The sequence below is a fragment of the Salinimonas marina genome (assembly GCF_015644725.1).
Taxonomy (GTDB): Bacteria; Pseudomonadota; Gammaproteobacteria; order Enterobacterales; family Alteromonadaceae; genus Alteromonas.
This window is the reverse complement of sequence record NZ_CP064795.1, coordinates 3,241,306-3,260,202: the sequence shown is the minus strand read 5'-3', so window position 1 is coordinate 3,260,202 and position 18,897 is coordinate 3,241,306. Positions and strand designations below refer to the sequence as shown.

The window sequence follows — 18,897 nt, the reverse complement described above, 5'->3', positions numbered from 1 at the left end:
AAAATCGATGATATCGTCGGCTGGCAGGCCTGCAGACGCAAGCGCTGACACAGCCGCTGCCTGACGTGGGGGGTTAATTTTAAGTCCAGGATTCCCTGCTCAGGCCCACTTCAGGGCTAAGTCAGGGCCGAATCAAGGCTAAATCAGGGCTAAGTCTGGCCTAGGGGCAGATAGCTAAGTACCTGGTCGTAGAAAGAGGCGATGTGATTGGTACAATGGGGATAAAACATCCGATAGGCTCGTGCATTTTGTGGCTGTTGACTCACCCTAACCAACACACAAAATTAATTATATCGCCGGCTGGCGGGCCTGCAAACGTAAGCGCTGAGCCAGCCGCTGTCTGGCCTGGGGTTTTAATTCCAGCGCGATGATGTTCTCGTCAGGGCTAAGCCAGGGCCAAATCAGGGCTAACTCAGCTTCGGGTGTGGATAGGTGGTGACCTGCTGGTTAAAAGAGGCGATATAAACCGCATGCTATGAATAAAACGCCCCGATAAGGACAGGGCGTTTTGGGCTGGGGGCAGGGCGCTCAAGGCAATTGTCAGGCTGATAAGATGCTATACGCCTTACACTGAGGCTAGCAGGCCAGCCCCGCGACCTCTGCCATGGGATCTTTATCTCAAACTAGACCCACTCGCTGCTACGACCGCGTCGTTTTGGGATGTAGGTCAGAATAACCCTAACAAAATGCCGGCGCCGGCCACCATCCCACCCCGGGTGAACCACTTAATCATCTCATCCTTTTCCTGGTTTTCCAGTTGAGTTGAGAGCTGCTTGATTTCCCGGCTCTGACTCTCGGTTTGGCTGGAAAGCTGGGTCAGTTGTTGCTGGGCTTCAGATAGCTGGCGTTTGAGCCGGCCATTTTCGGACTGTAACCCTTGTTGTGAGGCCTGACTGTCTGCCAGTTTCTGGCTGATGATGGGCAATTGTTCAGCCCGCGACATTTCGTCACTGACAAACTTTGACTCCACCCAGCCAGTACGATCTTCCTTATGCTCACGAATCTGCATAAACTCGGCATCGCGATTGTTTTTCAGAACCGTAATAGGCGTGCCGGCTTCAATGCTGCCTAAAATGCGATAGTTACGTCCTGGCCCGGTGTGCATAAATACATACAAGTCATCCCGGATGTAATGAGAAGACGAGGGCTCCATTTTCGGAGCATCCTGCAGGCCAAAAGCCTGAAAAGACAACGCGATCAGCATGATCGTAAGCCACTTTCGTAACATAAAGAATCCGTAAACTTGTTAAACCAGCAAAAGATGTTAGAGACTGTGAATCCTAAAGGCAAGCTTCATGCCGTCCACAGAACGATTGAATCTGTTATTTTGTCGGGTCTTGCGGTTACCGGGCAGATTTTCTGAGGAACCTATGCCCGCCCATTGCCAATTTTGACTGGCAGGGGTAAGGTGTCAGCATTATGAACCTTGATGCCTGCAAACACACCTTTCATGGCCGAAATTGAATTAAAATTTATTACTCCGCGCCACGCTGTTAATGCGTTTGCTGACAATGTGATACCCGCGTTAACCCAACTGGGCATGCAAGTGGCCACCGCGCAGCAAATGCAGCTGCAAAACGACTACTATGATACCCCTGAACACGATTTTCAAAAACATAAAATTGGTTTTCGGGTGCGTGGTAACGATGGCGTGTTTGAGCAAACCTTAAAAACCCGGGGCAAAATCAGTGGCGGCTTACATGAGCGGGCTGAATACAACATTGATTTGGATGAAGCCACCCCCGATTTGACCCTCTTTGATGCCAGTGTGTGGCCAAAAGGGTTTAAAGCCAGTGCGGCCAATGCCAGGCTGGAGCGCCAGTTTTCCACCAACTTTGCCCGTACTGCTTATGATGTCAGTTACAACGGTAGTGTGGTCGAAGTAGTGCTGGATGAAGGCGAAGCGACCACCGGTAAAGCCCAATCGCCGATCAATGAGATTGAGCTGGAGCTAAAACAGGGCGAGGTCAGTGCAGTATTCGCCATTGCCGAGGTCATCAACAGCATTTTACCCGTTACCGTATCGGATGTTTCCAAGGCGGCGCAGGGCTACCAGTTGTTAAATGGTGTCAAAGCACATACAGACCCCATGCCCGATTTTTTACCCCTGCCACCGCAGGTCTCTACCGAACAGGCATTTACGGCAGCCGCGCAACAAGCGCTCACCCACTGGCAGCATCATGAACATCTTTATCTGCAAACCGGGTCGGTAAAAATGCTGGGCGAGGTGGCCCGCAGTATCCGGTTATTGCTGCAGTGTGTTTCTTTGTATCTGCCGGTGTTACAGTGCCCTCAGTTATTAGAGCTACATAGCCTGCTGATGAAGTACACGCCCCAGTGGTTGTGGCAGGATGACTTACAATCGCTGCGCTATCTGGCGTCCCGAAAAAGTTTGTTCAATAAATGCCTTAGCCGTCATCCTTCTTTGCAAAGTTACATTCAGGGACGCAAGGCCGGGCTGGTGCAGGCTCATGATCCCGAGGGGCTGTTTTACTCAACCCAATCTACCGAAATCAAACTTTGCGTAACCCGCTTGCTGCATGAGCTGCCCTGGCGCCAAGAAGCCAATCATTATGCCACGCCGGCAATTGAGCATGCTCGCGGCTGGTTGTCTCAGGGCTGGCAAACGGTTCAGCAAAGCATGCCTTCAGCCCGGTCAATGGCAGCGGCCAACTACACAGCGGTAGAAATTGTTTTGCGTCAGACCCTGTGGAATGGCTATTTGCTGGCAGACTTATTTAATGGTGAGAAGGAAGCTTTTCGGGCGCCGTGGCTGGATATTCTGACCGGTATCGAAGAGTTGAAAGCCCTGACCATGCTGGAAACTATGATTGAGGATGTGGAGCCGGATAACGCCGCTGAGCTGAATGAGTGGGTTGCCCAGAAAACCCGTAGCCTGCTGACCGTAATGGAGCGTACCCGCCTAATGGGCATGCAGGGCGAAACCTACTGGTAGCCACCATCAACCTTCAAATGAATCAAGGATGTTGTAATGCCTGAATTTACCACATGGATGCTTTATAGCTTGTTGGGGCTGGGCCTGGCCTGGGCCAGTGCTGCTATCGTGCTTTGGCGCATGCAGTCGTCATTAGTGGGCCGCAAGTGGTTGTGGCTTAGCTGGCTGGTATGGCCCTGTGTCTGACCGACCAGGCGGTGGCCCTGGCGCCGCAGAACTGGCTGCATCTGTATGGCCTGAGCGATTGGGTACCGGTGCTGTTGATGACATTATTCTACCGGGCGTTGAAACCCCGCCTCATCGCCCGGGTGCGCCCGGTAAAGTGGGTGTCCTGGCTGCCGGTGTGCTTGTGTCTGGTGCTACAGCTGCCGCTGGCCTTAAGCGGACTGCCGGAAAAACAACGGCTTCTGAATGGCGGGCCGGTGGGGCATCCCCTGGATTTCTGGCCCTTGTATGCCATTGCTTTGTTGGTAAGTTTTGGGGTGCTGGTACTGGGGTTATTGATCACCGAAACATTGCAAAAATACCATAAACACCTGATTGCGCGGGTCACGCAGCCCAACCAGTATAAAATCCGCTATGTGATCCCGGCGATGTCGGTAATGGTCGCCATCGGCGGCCTGCTGACCTTATTGGTAACCGCCGTCACCTTTGGTTTTCTGAACATTATCTTGTGGCAAGTTGGTATGGACTTGCTGCTTGCGATCGCCATGCTGACCCTGTTGTTGTTACTGATCATTCCCCAGCGCACCTTACCGTCGCCGGTGGATTATGCGCAGGTGGATGACCGGCAGGCCGAGCAGACCCTTATGCAGGAAACCGTTAACAAAACCAATTAGCCAAAGGCATTTATAAGAATCTGGTGGGTAAAGCTTTTACGCAAATAGAAACCCCGGGGGCGGGTGCGAATCCGTTCCCCTTCGGGCCCTAACGCATCGGTAAAGACACTGCCATTAGCGGCTTTGGGTCGAAGATGTAATGCCTGTCCCTGACGGGCCGTGATCTGTTCCACCTGACCCAGCACAATCTGTTCAGTCAACTCTTCCCAGTCGCTTCGCAAAATTTCATCTTCACGTGCATCGGGCGACCATAAAATCGCATTGGCGACCCGACGCTGGGCCACCGGTAAGCGCCGGTCACCCTCTACCGGCAGCCACAGCACCTGACCCAACTTGTTACGTACATTACTGCGCGCCCAGGTCATTCCTGGTGCTCCCATAAGCGGCGCATAACAAACATAGGTGGTTTCTAGCGGCTGCCAGCCGGCATCAATAGGTACCGTTTTCAGCTCCACCCCCAGCTCCGGAAAATCCTGCTGGGGCTTGGAGCCGGCACTGGCCCCTAACCATAATTCCAGTAGCTGCCCCTGCCAGCCTTTGTGCCGTTGCAGATTTTTTGGTACGACAACATTGGCCATCTGCGCCAGCTCGCCTAAGCTTAAACCGGCGATTTGCTGACACCGTGAGAGCAGGTCAGCAAGATCACGGGGCGGAGACTGGGGCGGCTGCATAGGTATTCCTTCTGGCAAGAACTCAGTTTTGGCTGGAAAAAGATTAACCTTACCAGTCTACCGTCTCAGCAGGCCAATACAAGGCGGGGAAAGGGCTGGCGCATAGCGCACCAGATGGTTCAAGGCCAGGTTAGCCGGCTGTTACACCGCAAAGCGCCATTAATACTTTGAAAGGCTAACAGTTTATGGTCAAATGCTAGAATACTAAAAGATATCGTGCCCGGGAGTCTAAGTGATAGATGCCGATGGATTCCGTGCGAATGTGGGCATAGTGATTTGCAACAAAATGGGTCAGGTATTTTGGGCAAGGCGTTATGGTCAACATTCATGGCAGTTTCCACAAGGCGGAATCGATGAAGGGGAAACTGCAGAACAAGCTATGTACAGGGAGTTGCACGAAGAAGTAGGGTTACGCCCTAAAGATGTGACAATTTTAGGTGTGACCCGTAATTGGTTACGCTACAAATTGCCAAAACGTCTGATTCGTCAGGGCAGCAACCCCGTCTGTATTGGTCAGAAACAAAAGTGGTTTTTATTGCAGCTGGACTGTCAGGAAACCGATGTGGATGTGCTTAAAACCGGCCATCCTGAATTTGATGACTGGCGCTGGGTAAGCTATTGGTATCCAGTGCGTAATGTGGTGTCGTTTAAACGCGATGTGTATCGTAAGGTTATGAAGGAATTTGTGCCTGTGGCAATGCCTGCCCTGGGCCGAGCGCCTTCAGCCCAATCTTCGAAACGTCAGCGCAAACGTCGCCGGGGTTGATGGCAGGAGACCGTCTACGTGACTAGCCAGGGCAGCATGCTTACCACGCTCAAACGAATAGTGCAGGAAGTAACCCAAATTCCGGTGCTGGAAGAAGCGTTGTTGCGGCTGGTCGCCAGAGTCAAGCAGGTCACCGGGGTCGACTCCTGTTCGTTTTACCTGGCGGATTACGAACATCAGGTATTTGTCCTTAAAGCTACCGATGGTCTGCAGACCGATGCGGTGGAACGCGTTCAAATAGGCTTTTCAGAAGGGCTTATTGGCCTGGTTGGCCAGCGTGAAGAGCCTCTTAATATCGAGGATGCCCACAAGCATCCTCGCTTCAAACATTACCCGGAAGTGCATGAAGAAGCGTTTCAGGCATTTTTAGGTACCCCCATTATTCATCAGCGCAAAGTGCTTGGCGTGATCACCATGCAGCACAAAGAGCGCCGTTTTTTTGATGAAGAAGAAGAAGCATTTCTGGTTACACTGGCCGCCCAGCTGGCGCTTGAAATTACCAGTGCCGAAATCCGCGGTGCACTGTCGGGCCTGCCCATGCCAGAATCCCAGCCGCGCCAGAAAAAGGTGCGGGGGTGGCCGGCTCGCCCGGGCTGGCGATTGGTCGCGGTTATTCCACCGACGCCACAGTGGACTTACGACGCCTGGCATTACGTCGAACCGATGATAAACCGCGTGAAGTTCAGATGTATCGTCAAGCGGTGGACACCACCCGCAAGCAGGTAGATGAACTGTCGCGCCGTCTGGACGAGGGGCTGCCCGAAGATGTAAAAGCCATTTTTCAGTTGTATCATCATCTGCTCGATGCCAACAGTCTGGGGCGCGAGGTCGAGGCAAAAATTCAACAAGACTGGAATGCCGCCTCCTCCCTTAAGATGGTGGTAGAAGATTATGCGGCCCGTTTTCAGAATATGGATGATCCGTATATGCAGGAACGGGCCATCGATATTGTTGATTTATCCAACCGAATTCTGACCAATATTTTGTTGCAGTCGCAGGGGGAGGCGCCGCGCACCCGGCAGGCAGAACAGGACAGCATTCTGGTGGCTGAAGAAGTGTCGGCCACCATGCTGGCTGAATTTCCGCAGCACTATCTTAAAGGCATTATCTCCATCCGCGGCTCGAATAACTCACACGCGGCCATTCTGGCCCGGGCCATGGGCGTGCCTGCGGTGATGGGGTGCCAAAGCGTCTCCCCCAGTCTGCTTGAAGGCAAAGAAATTCTGCTTGATGGCTATTCGGGCGAGGTCATTATTTCACCCGAACGTAGCATTCGCAGCGAGTTTGTTACGCTGGTGGCCGAAGAAGCGCTGCTGGATGAAAAAATTGATGCCGAAGCCGGCCAGGACTGTGAAAGTCTGGACGGGTGCCGAATGGCGCTGTTGGTGAACGCGGGCCTCTCGGCGGATATTGAAACGGTGGCCCGCAGTTTGGGCAAAGGTATTGGCTTGTATCGTACCGAAATCCCGTTCATGCTTCGCGAAAGCTTTCCGTCAGAAAAAGAGCAGGCAAAATTATACCGGGAAGTCTTAAGTTGTGTCCCAGAGCAACAGGTGACCATGCGCACCCTGGACGTGGGTGGCGACAAACCTTTGCCGTACTTCCCCATCAATGAAGAAAACCCCTTTCTGGGCTGGCGCGGGATTCGTCTCACGCTGGATCATCCCGAGATTTTTCTGGTGCAGATCCGCGCTATGCTAAAAGCCAGCCTGGGTCTGAACAATCTGCAAATTATGTTACCGATGATCTCCTCGGTCAGTGAGGTAAAAGAAGCACGACGTCTCATTAATCAGGCGTTTTACGAGGTAACCGATGAGCTGTTACCCGACGAGGGCGAGCTCAAACCACCTCGTCTGGGCATTATGCTTGAAGTGCCTTCGGTGCTGTATCAGCTGCCGCAACTGGCCAAGCATGTCGACTTCTTTTCGGTAGGCAGTAATGATCTGACCCAATATCTGCTGGCGGTAGATCGCAACAACACCCGGGTAGCGGGGCTGTATAACAGTTATCATCCGGCGGTACTCAGTGCCTTGTATGATATTGTCAAACAGGCGGATGCCAACCAGATCCCGGTGACCATCTGCGGCGAAATTGCCGGTGAACCCGGCGGCGCTATTTTGCTGATGGCGATGGGGTATCGCCGCTTAAGTATGAATACCCATAACCTGCGTAAAATTAACTGGGTGATCCGCAATGTCAATCTGGCGGAATGCCAGCAACTGCTGGCATGCGCGTTAACCTGCCACACTCACGAAGAAGTGTTTGAATTTATCAACAACTATCTGGATGACAAGGGACTGGGCGGACTGATCCGGGCGGGGTCGTAATACCGGGAGCATGGCCGCTTTTTTACCACGCAATTTCATGCTCCGGTCCCCGCAAGCCAATTATTCTGTGTTAGTCTAGCAGCCGCCAAGCCTGAGGCAACAACACAGGCATCATCGGGGTGGGAGCAAAACATGGAGCCGGTTTATCTGATCATTCTTAGCTGCATCGGTATTGGTGTGGTAGTTGGTCTGCTGGCTGGATTACTGGGTATTGGCGGCGGCCTGATTATTGTACCGGCCTTATCGTATTTACTGGTTCATTCATTAGAGCTGAACACTGATCTGGTGATGCCCATGGCGGTGGCTACTTCCTTATCCACGATAATTTTTACCGGCAGTTCTTCGGCCTTTGCCCATTACCGTCTGGGTAATCTTAACCGTTATCTGGTGCTGTGGTGCGGTTTAGGGATTGCCGCAGGCGCCGTATCCGGGGCCCAGGTTGCCAGTAATATTTCGGGCCATACCCTCAAAAATATCTTTGCGGTGTTGGTCATGCTGATTGCCTTGCAAATGGTGCTGGGGCGCAGCAGTATGTCTTCTTATCGCGCCAGTAAACCCGTGCTGACCGTGATCGGCGCCGTCACCGGCTTTGTGAGTTCACTGATGGGTATCGGTGGCGGGGCGTTACTGGTCCCCGCGCTGGTGTGGTTTCAGGTTAATGTTCGCAAGGCCATCGGCTGCGCCGCGGTAAGCGGCCTGGTTATTGCCTTATTTGGTACGGTTAGTTTTGTTATGGCGGGGCTTAATAAACCTGACCTGCCGCCTGGCTCGGTAGGCTATGTGTATTTGCCGGCCACCGTAGGTATTGTGGCCTCGTCCATAATCACTGCCGGCATCGGTGCACGTATGGGCCAAAAACTGGATACCCGAATTTTAAAGAAAATGCTGGCCGTACTGTTGGTGCTGGTCAGTATTCGTATGATTGTAGGAATAGAGTAACCCATGGTGGAAAGTAGTTTTCTGGTGTTTCCAAATATCGACCCGATTATTGTAAGTCTGGGTCCGCTAAAAGTACGCTGGTACGGTTTGATGTATCTGGTGGGGTTTGTCGCGGCTTACCTGCTGGCGCACAAACGGCTTGAGCAAACTTCCTGGACCAAGGAACAGCTTGGCGATCTGCTGTTCTGGAGCTTTGTGGGGGTTATTGTAGGCGGCCGTATTGGCTATGTATTGTTTTATCAGTTCGATCTGTTTTTGGCCGATCCCACCTACCTGGTTAAAATCTGGACTGGCGGCATGTCGTTTCATGGTGGCTTGTTAGGGGTGCTGGCGGCGCTGTTTTGGCGTGCCCGCAAAATGAACAGCAGCTTTTTGCAGGTGGGCGATTTTATTGCGCCGCTGGTGCCTATTGGTTTGGGTGCCGGTCGCATTGGTAACTTTTTAAATGCCGAACTGTGGGGCCGGCCCACCGACGTACCCTGGGCGATTGTGTTTCCTAATGCTGGGAATGTGCCCCGTCACCCTTCACAACTTTATGAATTTGCACTTGAAGGGGTACTGCTGTTTATCATACTCTGGCTTTACTCAGCTAAGCCCCGACCCATTGGCGCGGTGAGTGGATTGTTTTTGCTCGGGTATGGCGTATTTCGTTTTATTGTAGAATTCTTCCGTCAGCCCGATGCCCATCTTGGCCTGTATAATATTGGCTTAAGCCAGGGTCAGTTACTGTGCTTACCAATGATATTGTTGGGGACCTGGCTGATTGTTCGTGCGTACCGAAAAGATTCACAGGCGGCCACCAGTGCCGCTAAGAAGTCATAAGCTATGAAACAATATTTGCAGTTGATGCGCCATGTCCGTGACCATGGCATTAAAAAAGAAGATCGAACCGGCACCGGGACTCTGAGTGTGTTTGGCTATCAGATGCGCTTTAATCTGGCAGCAGGTTTTCCGCTGGTAACCACCAAGAAATGCCATTTGAAATCGATTATTCATGAATTGCTGTGGTTTTTAAACGGCGACACCAATATTGATTATCTCAAGCAAAATGGGGTGTCTATCTGGAATGAGTGGGCTACTGATACCGGCGAGTTAGGGCCTGTCTATGGGGCCCAGTGGCGCAGCTGGCCAGCCCCAGATGGCACTACCATTGACCAGATCAGCGAAGTGGTGGAACAAATCAAAACCAATCCTGACTCCCGTCGCTTGATTGTCAGCGCCTGGAATCCGGCGGTACTTCCAGAGTCCGGACTTTCACCAAAACAAAACGCAGAACAGGGCCGGCAGGCATTGCCGCCGTGTCATACCATGTTCCAGTTCTATGTGCTGGATGGCCGGCTATCCTGTCAGCTGTATCAGCGCAGTGCCGATGTGTTTCTGGGCGTGCCGTTCAATATCGCCAGCTACGCCTTGCTGACCATGATGGTGGCGCAGGTGTGTGGCTTAAAACCGGGTGAGTTTATCCATACGCTGGGCGATGCGCACTTGTATACCAATCATCTGGAGCAGGCGGATTTACAACTGTCGCGCGAGCCCTATGCCGCGCCGACTATGCACATTAACCCGCAAATAACGGACTTATTTGCCTTTAGCTTTGACGATTTCAGCCTGCAAGATTATCAGGCTCATCCCCATATCAAAGCAGCGGTAGCCATCTAGGAGTCAGGGAATGACCACAGCGGTACTGATTTGTGACGATTCAGGCTTTGCGCGCAAACAAATGGCGCGCGCCTTACCGGCTGGCTGGGATATTTCCCTGAATTTTGCCCGCAACGGCGAAGAAGCCATCGCCGCTATTCGCCAGGGCAAAGCCGAAGTGGTGTTTTTAGATTTGACCATGCCGGTGATGGATGGCTATGAAACGATGTCGGTGATTCGTCGCGAAGACTTACCCTGCCTGGTTATCGTGGTGTCAGGCGATGTCCAGCCTGCAGCCCGCGACCGGATGATGGCAATGGGGGCATTAGATTTTATGCGTAAGCCCATTGATAATCCGCGACTCACCAAGCTGCTGGCCGACTATGGTATTTACAACGGCCAGCAAAAGCCGGATACCGGTCGCTTTGCCTGCGATAAAAACAGTTCTGCTGAAGATAAACTCGATGCCTATCGTGAGCTGGTAAATATTGCGATGGGGCGGGCTGGCGATAAGCTGGCGCGGCTGTTGGGTGAATTTATCGATTTGCCGATCCCTAATGTGAATTTCATTGAAAGTAATGAGCTGCATATGGCCATTGCCGAGATTCAGCATAACCAGCGGGTTTCTGCGGTTTCCAAGGGATTTGTCAGTGCCGGCATCAAAGGCGAGGCGCTGGTGATTTTCAACGACACCAATACCCACAACATTATTGAGCTGCTGCAGTACAGCGGTCAGCAAGATGATCCGCAGTTAGAGCTTGAAGCCTTGATGGATGTGTCCAATATTCTGACCGGGGCCTGTTTAAACGCGCTGTCTGACCAGCTGGATGTGCATTTTAGCCATTCACAGCCGGAATTGCTGGGCCGCCATCGGGGCCTGGATACCTTGTTAAGCGATAATATTTCACGCTGGAGTAAGGTCATGGCGGTGGAAATCGCTTATGGCATAAAACGTCGTGATATCAGTTTTGATTTACTGCTGCTGTTTCCGGATGATGCGATGGATAAGATCTACACCCGACTGATTGCAATGGGACAAAGCCGCTGATGACAAATGCTAAGCTGCAATCACTGCCCTGGCAGGAAGAGTTATTAAGCTCACTGGAAGTGGGTATTGTGGTGCTCAACGAGCATTTCCAGGTTGTGGTGTGGAATCAGTTTATGGAAAACCATTCTGATATCCGCCCTGCACAAATTTGCGGACAGTCATTGTTTGCACATTTTGATGACATTGATGAAAACTGGCTGCGCGCGAAAGCGGAGCCCGTGTTCAATCTGCAAACCCCGGTGTTTTTAATCTGGGAGCAGCGCCCGTATCTGTTCAAATTCGGTTCAAACCGGCCCATTACCTCCGACTCTGCCACCATGTACCAGAATGTCACTATTTTTCCGCTGATCACCACCGATGATGGCCGGGTAGATAGACTCTGTATGCTGGTTTACGATGTCACCGATCAGGCGGTGGGCAAGTTGCGGGGTGAACGGCTAAACGAAGAATTGCAGTATATGAGCCGCATTGACGGGCTGACCGGACTGTACAACCGGCGCTACTGGCAGGAGCGCTTTGATGCCATATACAAACTATCACGGCGCCGTGATAGCAATGTAACCGCGCTGATGCTGGACATTGATCACTTTAAAAAAATCAATGACACCTATGGCCATCAGGCCGGTGATAAAGTGATTCAGACCCTGGCGACAGTCATCCAGCAATGTATCCGAGAAACGGATCTGGCTGGGCGTTATGGGGGCGAAGAGTTTGCTCTGGTATTACCCGATGCGACGGCCCAGGAAGCGCTGTTGGTAGCAGAGCGCATTCGTACCGCGGTGCTCAATACGCAGGTGCAGCATGACACCCATACCATCTGTTTTACGGTGAGCCTGGGGCTGGCGCCATTTTCACAGCAAACCCGCACTGCCATGGCCTGGCTCGAACAAGCGGATATGGCCCTGTATGATGCCAAAGCCAGCGGCCGCAATATGGCGCTGGTATACACCGGTTAACCTGAAATAACTACCACCGGGTCCGCCATTGCTTTTTCAGTCAGTACTCTGCCTGCCGGTCTTGCGCTTTTTTATACCAGGTGGGATGGAATTAGCAGCCCGTGGTCAGAAGACGGGCAGGCCAAGCTAGGTAGCGCGCACGGTGTTTTCAGCGGCGGCGATATCATGGCGCAAGGTACGCAGCAACATCAGCCCCGGAATGACCATTACCGCTGTCAGCACAAAAAACAGACTCCAGTTGCCCTGCAACATATCTACCACCCAGCCGCCACTGGAAGCCAGGGTGTTTTTGCCCGCTACGCTCAACGAGGCCATCAGCGCGTATTGAGAGGCCGAAAAAGTCCGGTTACACATCAGGCTGATAAAGGCGACCATCGCCACAGTGCCCCAGGCTGAGGTGAAACCATCCACTACGATGGCGGCCGCAAACAGGGTTTTATCCGGCCCGACTTCGGCAATCCAGGCAAACATCAGGTTGCTGCTGGCCATCGCCACCCCGGCGATAAACAGCCCCCGGTAGATACCGTAACGGATATTCATGACCCCGCCGAGCAGCGAAAATACAATAGTGACCCACCAGTTCAGCAGCTTAGAGTAATAGCCAATATCCGTGTTGGTAAAGCCCACTTCTTTGTAAAACACCACACTCATGCGGCCTAAAAATGCCTCGCCGATTTTAAACAGAAACACAAAAGCCAGTATGGAAATAGCCAGTCGCACCCCGTTGCGGCTGAAGAATTCTTTGAAAGGCTCAACCAGGGTTACGCCCAGCCAGATTAACAACGCGCGGACCCGGCTGCTGGTCCCTGCTACAGCTTTGGCATAGCGAGCTTCGGCTTCGTGCATAATACTGTTGCGCTCAATTTGAGGCTCTTTAGCCAGCAGCGTAAATAGCGCCACCCCCAGCATTATCAGCGCCAGCAGCCAATACACATCAGGCCAGCCCCATCCTGGAAAATCGGCCACCACAAACGGCACGGCGCCCAGGCCACCATAGCCGGTCCACCAACCCGCCGTGGCCAGCGAGGAGCCTGCCGAAAGTTTATCTTTCTCGTGATCGCCAATAATATCAATGCGATAAGCGTCAATGGCGATATCCTGGGTAGCGGAAAGAATCGCAATTACCAGGCTTACCAAGGCGACCGTAAACAGCGAACCGTGAATATCTAATGTCGATAAACCAAAGCAACAGGCGGCGATAGCCAGCTGCATGGTCATGATCCAGCCGCGTCGCTGTCCTAAAAAAGGAATACGTAACCGGTCTAACAAGGGCGACCACAAAAAATTTACCGAGTACACACTAAAGATAATCCCGAACAAGCCAATACTGGCGCGCTCAATGCTTTCGTCTGACAGCCAGGCGGCCATCACCGACCCAATCATCACAAACGGAAAACCGCTGGAGATACCAAACAGAAAAATACTTAATAATCGACGATCGCGATAGGCGTGAATGAACTGCGGCAACGACATAAAAAATTTGCTTATCAGGAAGGGTGAAAAAAATAGCAACCGGGCAGGTTTACGGACGGATACCTACACAGTCTTGCGGACAGGTACCATGACCTTCAAGATAACTGGCACAACCTTGCAACTCTTCGATCAGTTCCTGGTCATGCATCAGTTTTTCAACATCCCAAAAATGCATCTGATGCAGCAAATGCCAAAACGCCCGTTCTTTGCCAGAATAAGGTTGCGCCAAATCGTACTCCACCTGACTCCATTCTTCCAGGATATCCCAAAAGAATAATTCAAGTTCGGTATAGGCAATTTCTTTGTTCCAGAAGCCCGAAGGTAAAAGCAAAGCTGCCTGGATTTATCATTTATAAAAACGTCTACTTTCACTAAGCCCCGGCCGGTTTTATAGTGGTCATTGCTGTTAGTATAGAAGGTTATTTTACAAATGGATATGTAATTGGTCTGAAGTATTTGCCGGTACCAGCAGTCAGGGTGGCGTGATTTTTATACAAAAACGAGGCTCAGGCACAAGTTACCAGCCCAGATAGTCGACCCAGCCATAAATTGTTTTGCTGACCTGGCTGACAAAGGGCGACACAAAGTCCGGATCATGCAACGCCGTGCCAGTGGTCTCGTGCAGCTGTGTTTGGCGATAGTGCAATTTTAAATTAACCCGGGCAATGCGCTCCCGCTGCGCTGTGGTTTGTTCTGACCAGCGATTGTACCCGCCACCGCTAATATCCAGCACTGGAGTTTGCGAGTCTTTCAGGTGGCTGGCTACGGCGGCATTCAGGGTGTTTTCCGGCCAAAACGGCGCAATGGTGATAAGCGAGTCGGTGGCCGGCAGGATTTGCTGGGCATCCAGGTTGAGTAAGGCCGCGCCATTCATACCCTGGCCAATGATAATACGGTAGCCCGGCTGCTCGGATAAAGCATTTAACGCACCGTTTAAACGTAGCAGCACTTCGTTGTTCCAGGCAGTATGACTCAGACCCGGCTGAGTATTATCGGTATAACGGGAATCTGGAAGCAGATTGGCTGGACCAGCGTCACTGCCCGCCACAATTTCTACCGGCAGCAGGGTGACATGCCAGCCCCAGCGGCTGAGTCGTTCTGCCAGTTGCCGGGCCACCGGTAAGGTCAGCCCGTGAGCATAGGTATCCAGCAACACAATAGCCACCCCTCTGGGTAATGCCACCTGCGCGGGTTGCTGTAGGGCGACTACCGGATTTTCGCCGGCACTGAATTCCAGACGCTGTGAAGCCGGGTAACGGGCACGAAGTTCTTCATTAAACACACTGGCCTGAGCCAGGGCGCTGGTCATTGCCCAACCCAGCACCAGCCATACCATTTTGCTTACCCTGCGCATCACGACTCTCTTGTTCAGATAAAACCCTGGTTAAGGTATCGGCGCGCCGGCTAAAAACTTAATCGTCGATGTAGTCTGGCAATGTCAGCGGGGGGGCTGATGTGAGCTAAACGGTATCGCCGTAGTGAAGTGACACCACTGCTGGGTATGCGGATGGCGGATTATTAAGGTTTGGGCGTGTAATTGCAGCCTTGGTGCCATTGCTTTGCCCTGCTCATCGGCGTACAGCCGATCGCCCAGGATCGGATGTCCTAAAGCCAGCATATGGACCCGTAACTGATGGGAGCGTCCGGTCACAGGCTTAAGCGATACCAGCGATTCTGCATGGCTTCGCTCAATGACGGTGTAGTAGGTAAGTGATGACTTACCTCGTTCATGATCCACCATTTGCTTGGGCCGGTTGGGCCAGTCGCAAATCAATGGCAGATCTATCATGCCGCCCGGCTGGGTGATTTTGCCTTTCACCCTGGCAAAATAACGTTTCTGGGTTTGTCGGGTGGCAAACTGATTCGACAGATAGCGATTGCTGTCTTTGTTCATTGCCATGATCATGATACCGGAGGTGGCCATATCGAGCCGGTGGACCACCGAGGCAGTGGGATAGACCCGTTGCACCCGGGAAATCAGCGAGTCCTGATGGGCGACGGCTTTACCCGGCACGCTCAACAAGCCACTGGGCTTGTTGGCTACCACAATGGCCTCATCCTGATACAAAATATCAAGATAAGGCGACATTGGCGGATTGTAGATAAATGCAGGGTTGGCCATTAAGGGTTATTCACCACAATACGCAGGGCATCCAGCTGCACTTCGGCATTTTCAAACGCGGCGGTTAGTTGCTCAATCTGGTTTTCAATAAACTCAATTTCACTATCACGAATGGCCGGGTTTTGCTGTTGCAGTTCCCGTAAGCGGGTCATCTCATCATGCAGAGAGCGCTGCATTTGTGCACGGGATTGTTGCAGTAGGGTATCGGCCTGCTCCTGCGCCAGTTCCCGGGCCGTTTCAATTTGCTTGGTGACCGGTTTTTTCAGGGCCTGCAACAGTTGCTGGCCGATCTTTTTGTTGGCCCGGCGGGTTTTGTCAAAACTGGTATCCGACTCATTGCCTTCAGCATCAATACACAGCTTGATAGGTGTGGGCGGTAAAAAGCGGCCAGCCTGCAAATGGGCCGGGGCGTTCACACTTAATACAAACAATGCTTCAAGCCAGTACGCACCTTTGGGCAATGTACGATCGCCGATAAAGCCTAAGCTGGCTTTACCCACGGTATCGGTCAAAATCAGATCCACCGCATTGTGAACCAATGGATGATCCCAGCTGATAAAATGCACATGCTCAAGGGTGGTGGCGGCGCGCCGGCGAAAGGTAATGGTCATGCCATCGGGGTCTAACCCCGGCAAATTATTGATCATCGACTCGCCCGGGCTGATGACATAACAGCTATTGCCAACCTCTTCCTGATTCACGCCAATGGCATCAAACAACCAGGACATAAATTCCGGCAGTTTGCTATTGGCATCTTCGGCAATAATCTCGTCCAGCAAATCTTCAACCTTGCCCTGGCCAGAGGCATTAAGTTCCAGCAAGCGATCCCGGCCAGCATCAAGCTGCTTCTTTAAATCGGCATCAAGCGTGGCACTGCGGGCTACCAGCTGGTCGAGGCTGTCGCTGTCCTCGGGCATTTGCAAACAGCCCAGCAGGTCATCTTCAACCTGCTCATACACAGCAGAACCGGTGGGACAGGTGTGGGCAAACGCGTTTAAGCCTTCATCGTACCATTTGAGTAATACTGCCTGCGCCGAGTCCTGCAAATAGGGCACATGAATTTTTATATCTTCCGTCTGACCGATGCGATCCAACCGGCCAATGCGTTGTTCCAGCAGATCCGGTGTCATAGGCAAATCAAACAAGACCAGATGATGGGCGAACTGGAAGTTACGCCCTTCACTGCCAATTTCGCTACACAGTAAAATCTGTGCGCCTTCTTCAGGATCAGCAAAAAAATGCGCCGCTTTATCACGTTCGACAATGCTCATGCCTTCATGAAAAACGCTATGGCGGATGCCGGTGCGCAGGCGGATAGCTTCGCCCAGCTGCTGGGCCGTAACCGCGCTGGCGCAAATCAGTAAAACTTTTTCTGGCTTGATGGTGGGCAGGAACGACAACAGCCACTCGACCCGAGGATCCAGATCAGTCCAGCTGTCTACCAGGGCCGGTTGGCGTTCCGGAAACAACGATTCTTCAAGCTCGGTGGCACTGGCCAGGGCATCTTCATAGACATCGGGCAGCGGCTGTGGATGCGTGTGCAGTTCACGTAGCGGAAAGCCACTGATCCCCGCGCGCCGGTTTCTGAATAACAGCCGTCCGGTACCATGACGATCAATAAGGCGGTGCAGCAAGGCATCGCGTTCATCCATGTCATTGAGATTTTCCAGTGCTGCCGTGCTGTCCGGGGCCAGCTCTTCCAAACGCTGTAACTGCGCATCATTTAACGGCGCATCTTCCAGCAGGGGCGCGACCGCATCGGCCAGCTCACTATAATGGCTTTCTTCTTCTAAAAAGCGCTCGTAATCATGAAAACGGGCCGGGTCGAGCAAACGTAACCGGGCAAAGTGACTTTCGTGGCCCAGCTGGTCGGGGGTGGCAGTTAATAGTAAGACGCCAGGGATTTGCTTAGCCAGGGATTCAATACATTGATAATCGGCCGAAGGTGCGTCCACTGACCAGGCCAGGTGATGGGCTTCATCCACTACCAGCATGTCCCAGCCGGCTTGCAGAGCCTGGGCGTGGCGCTGTTCGTTGTCTCGCAAAAAGCTCAGACTGCACAGCACCAATTGTTCCTGCTCAAATGGATTGCTCTGGTCTTCATCCATCGCCTGACAGCGCTCTTCGTCAAAAATAGAAAAGGCCAGATTCACCCGGCGCAGCATTTCTACCAGCCATTGGTGCACCAGGGAGTCAGGCACTACAATCAGCACACGCTGGGCGCGGGCAGTGGTCAGCTGCTGATGAATGATGAGCGCCGCTTCAATGGTTTTTCCCAATCCAACTTCATCGGCCAACAACACGCGGGGGGCATTGCGGGTCCCTACCTGCGAGGCGATATGCAATTGATGCGGAATCAGCTCAATACGGGCGCCGGCCAGGCCAATGGTAGACGAACGATAATATTCGCTCAGATAAGAAAAAGCACGCAGCCGCAAATCAAACCATTTAGGTTTGTCATGTTGCATGCTCATCAGCCGCTGTTCCGGCTGATTCAGACGTATTTGATGATCCAGCAGAGTTTCAGGCAGCTTCACCGTCTCGCCGCTATCATGACGTTCACCATAATAAATAATGGCATCGCGACTGATTTCGGTGTCGGTGATGGTCATACTCCAACCATCCTGACTTTTTATGTCATCGCCAATGGCAAACGTCAGCCGGGTCAGGGGCGCATCGTGCTTGGTGTATTTACGGCTATCGCCGGTGGCGGGGAAATAAACCTCTACAGAACGGCCGTCCTGATTGATAATCGCGCCTAATCCTAGCTCTGATTCCGTATTACTTAGCCAACGCTGGCCCACAGCGTAGTCGCTTGCTGAAGTCATCTTGTGTCTGGTCGCTTATGATAAAAATGGGGCGGTATTGTACTTATCCCGTAGCGCTGAATAAAGTTTACTTAGTGAAAAAATAATCATAAGTCCAAAACCAGCGCTGAATAGGGTTAAATCACACAGACACGGCAGTAAAAAAGCGTATTTGGAAAAGGTATCTCAGGCTGGCGGTAGCGACAGACCGGGTGGGGGGATAGGCAATATAGCTAACCCGGCGACTAATATTATTAGCACAACGCTAATGATCCTGAGGGAACGGACCCGTCAATATCAGGAGAGGGCCGCCTTTGCGGCGTGGGGCCTGCTGGCTCGTGCGAATCGTAGGCGA

The 18,897-nt window shown here is 52.4% G+C and carries 16 protein-coding genes and 1 pseudogene; 10 read left to right on the top strand and 7 right to left on the bottom strand.

Annotation, left to right across the window (positions count from 1 at the left end; all coding sequences use genetic code 11):
• Positions 1–667 precede the first annotated feature (667 nt).
• Positions 668–1,228 carry a TIGR04211 family SH3 domain-containing protein gene (locus IT774_RS14605; RefSeq protein ID WP_232365010.1) on the bottom strand — a complete coding sequence of 187 codons (561 nt, stop codon included), beginning with the start codon at positions 1,226–1,228 and terminating at the stop codon, positions 668–670.
• A 201-nt stretch (positions 1,229–1,429) separates the two neighbouring features.
• On the opposite strand from IT774_RS14605, the gene IT774_RS14600 reads away from it, so the two are divergent.
• The 3 genes from IT774_RS14600 to IT774_RS14590 are packed head-to-tail and all read left to right on the top strand — an operon-like array spanning position 1,430 to position 3,795.
• A complete protein-coding gene (locus tag IT774_RS14600; RefSeq protein ID WP_232365009.1) occupies positions 1,430–2,956 on the top strand; it encodes a CYTH domain-containing protein in 1,527 nt (508 codons plus the stop codon).
• A gap of 36 nt (positions 2,957–2,992) precedes the next feature.
• Positions 2,993–3,142: a hypothetical protein gene (locus tag IT774_RS14595; RefSeq protein ID WP_195810412.1), complete on the top strand. Its 150-nt coding sequence runs from the start codon at positions 2,993–2,995 to the stop codon at positions 3,140–3,142.
• Positions 3,127–3,795 carry a hypothetical protein gene (locus tag IT774_RS14590; RefSeq protein ID WP_195810411.1) on the top strand — a complete coding sequence of 223 codons (669 nt, stop codon included), beginning with the start codon at positions 3,127–3,129 and terminating at the stop codon, positions 3,793–3,795. Before IT774_RS14595 ends, IT774_RS14590 begins: the two co-directional genes overlap by 16 nt.
• Here the strand turns inward: IT774_RS14590 and mutH are convergent.
• Positions 3,792–4,466, bottom strand: coding sequence for a DNA mismatch repair endonuclease MutH (gene mutH, locus IT774_RS14585; RefSeq protein WP_195810410.1), 675 nt, complete (start codon positions 4,464–4,466; stop codon positions 3,792–3,794). The two genes, IT774_RS14590 and mutH, sit on opposite strands and share 4 nt — an antisense overlap.
• Before the next feature lie 232 nt (positions 4,467–4,698).
• Between mutH and rppH the strand changes: the two genes are divergently transcribed.
• From rppH to IT774_RS14550, 7 genes and pseudogenes are all read left to right on the top strand, one after another.
• Entirely contained in the window at positions 4,699–5,232 is a 534-nt protein-coding gene (gene rppH / locus IT774_RS14580; RefSeq protein WP_195810409.1) for an RNA pyrophosphohydrolase, read from the top strand.
• Between the two features lie 36 nt (positions 5,233–5,268).
• Positions 5,269–7,559: pseudogene (gene ptsP / locus IT774_RS14575) on the top strand (phosphoenolpyruvate--protein phosphotransferase).
• A 132-nt stretch (positions 7,560–7,691) separates the two neighbouring features.
• On the top strand, positions 7,692–8,498 hold the full coding sequence (locus IT774_RS14570; protein ID WP_195810408.1) for a sulfite exporter TauE/SafE family protein: 807 nt from the start codon (positions 7,692–7,694) through the stop codon (positions 8,496–8,498).
• 3 nt (positions 8,499–8,501) lie between these two features.
• Positions 8,502–9,320, top strand: a complete 819-nt coding sequence (lgt, locus tag IT774_RS14565; RefSeq protein WP_195810407.1) for a prolipoprotein diacylglyceryl transferase — start codon at positions 8,502–8,504, stop codon at positions 9,318–9,320.
• A 3-nt stretch (positions 9,321–9,323) separates the two neighbouring features.
• Entirely contained in the window at positions 9,324–10,157 is an 834-nt protein-coding gene (locus IT774_RS14560; RefSeq protein WP_195810406.1) for a thymidylate synthase, read from the top strand.
• Positions 10,158–10,167: 10 nt separating this feature from the next.
• Complete coding sequence (locus IT774_RS14555) at positions 10,168–11,184, top strand: response regulator (protein WP_195810405.1); 1,017 nt, start codon at positions 10,168–10,170, stop codon at positions 11,182–11,184.
• Positions 11,184–12,140 (top strand): sensor domain-containing diguanylate cyclase, encoded by a 957-nt coding sequence (locus tag IT774_RS14550; RefSeq protein WP_195810404.1) that lies wholly within the window; start codon positions 11,184–11,186, stop codon positions 12,138–12,140. The genes IT774_RS14555 and IT774_RS14550 overlap by 1 nt, the downstream gene beginning before the upstream one ends.
• Positions 12,141–12,266: 126 nt before the next feature.
• Here IT774_RS14550 and IT774_RS14545 read toward each other — a convergent pair whose 3' ends face one another.
• The 5 genes from IT774_RS14545 to rapA form a co-directional block, all read right to left on the bottom strand.
• The gene (locus tag IT774_RS14545; protein ID WP_195810403.1) at positions 12,267–13,613 is read right to left on the bottom strand and encodes an AmpG family muropeptide MFS transporter; all 1,347 of its coding nucleotides are present in this window, start codon (positions 13,611–13,613) and stop codon (positions 12,267–12,269) included.
• A gap of 49 nt (positions 13,614–13,662) precedes the next feature.
• A complete protein-coding gene (locus IT774_RS14540) occupies positions 13,663–13,944 on the bottom strand; it encodes a hypothetical protein (RefSeq protein ID WP_332308859.1) in 282 nt (93 codons plus the stop codon).
• 186 nt (positions 13,945–14,130) lie between these two features.
• Positions 14,131–14,967: a DUF3530 family protein gene (locus IT774_RS14535; protein WP_195810402.1), complete on the bottom strand. Its 837-nt coding sequence runs from the start codon at positions 14,965–14,967 to the stop codon at positions 14,131–14,133.
• An 84-nt stretch (positions 14,968–15,051) separates the two neighbouring features.
• A complete protein-coding gene (gene rluA, locus IT774_RS14530; protein WP_195810401.1) occupies positions 15,052–15,735 on the bottom strand; it encodes a bifunctional tRNA pseudouridine(32) synthase/23S rRNA pseudouridine(746) synthase RluA in 684 nt (227 codons plus the stop codon).
• Positions 15,735–18,563 carry an RNA polymerase-associated protein RapA gene (gene rapA, locus IT774_RS14525; RefSeq protein ID WP_195810400.1) on the bottom strand — a complete coding sequence of 943 codons (2,829 nt, stop codon included), beginning with the start codon at positions 18,561–18,563 and terminating at the stop codon, positions 15,735–15,737. The genes rluA and rapA overlap by 1 nt, the downstream gene beginning before the upstream one ends.
• Positions 18,564–18,897 lie beyond the last annotated feature (334 nt).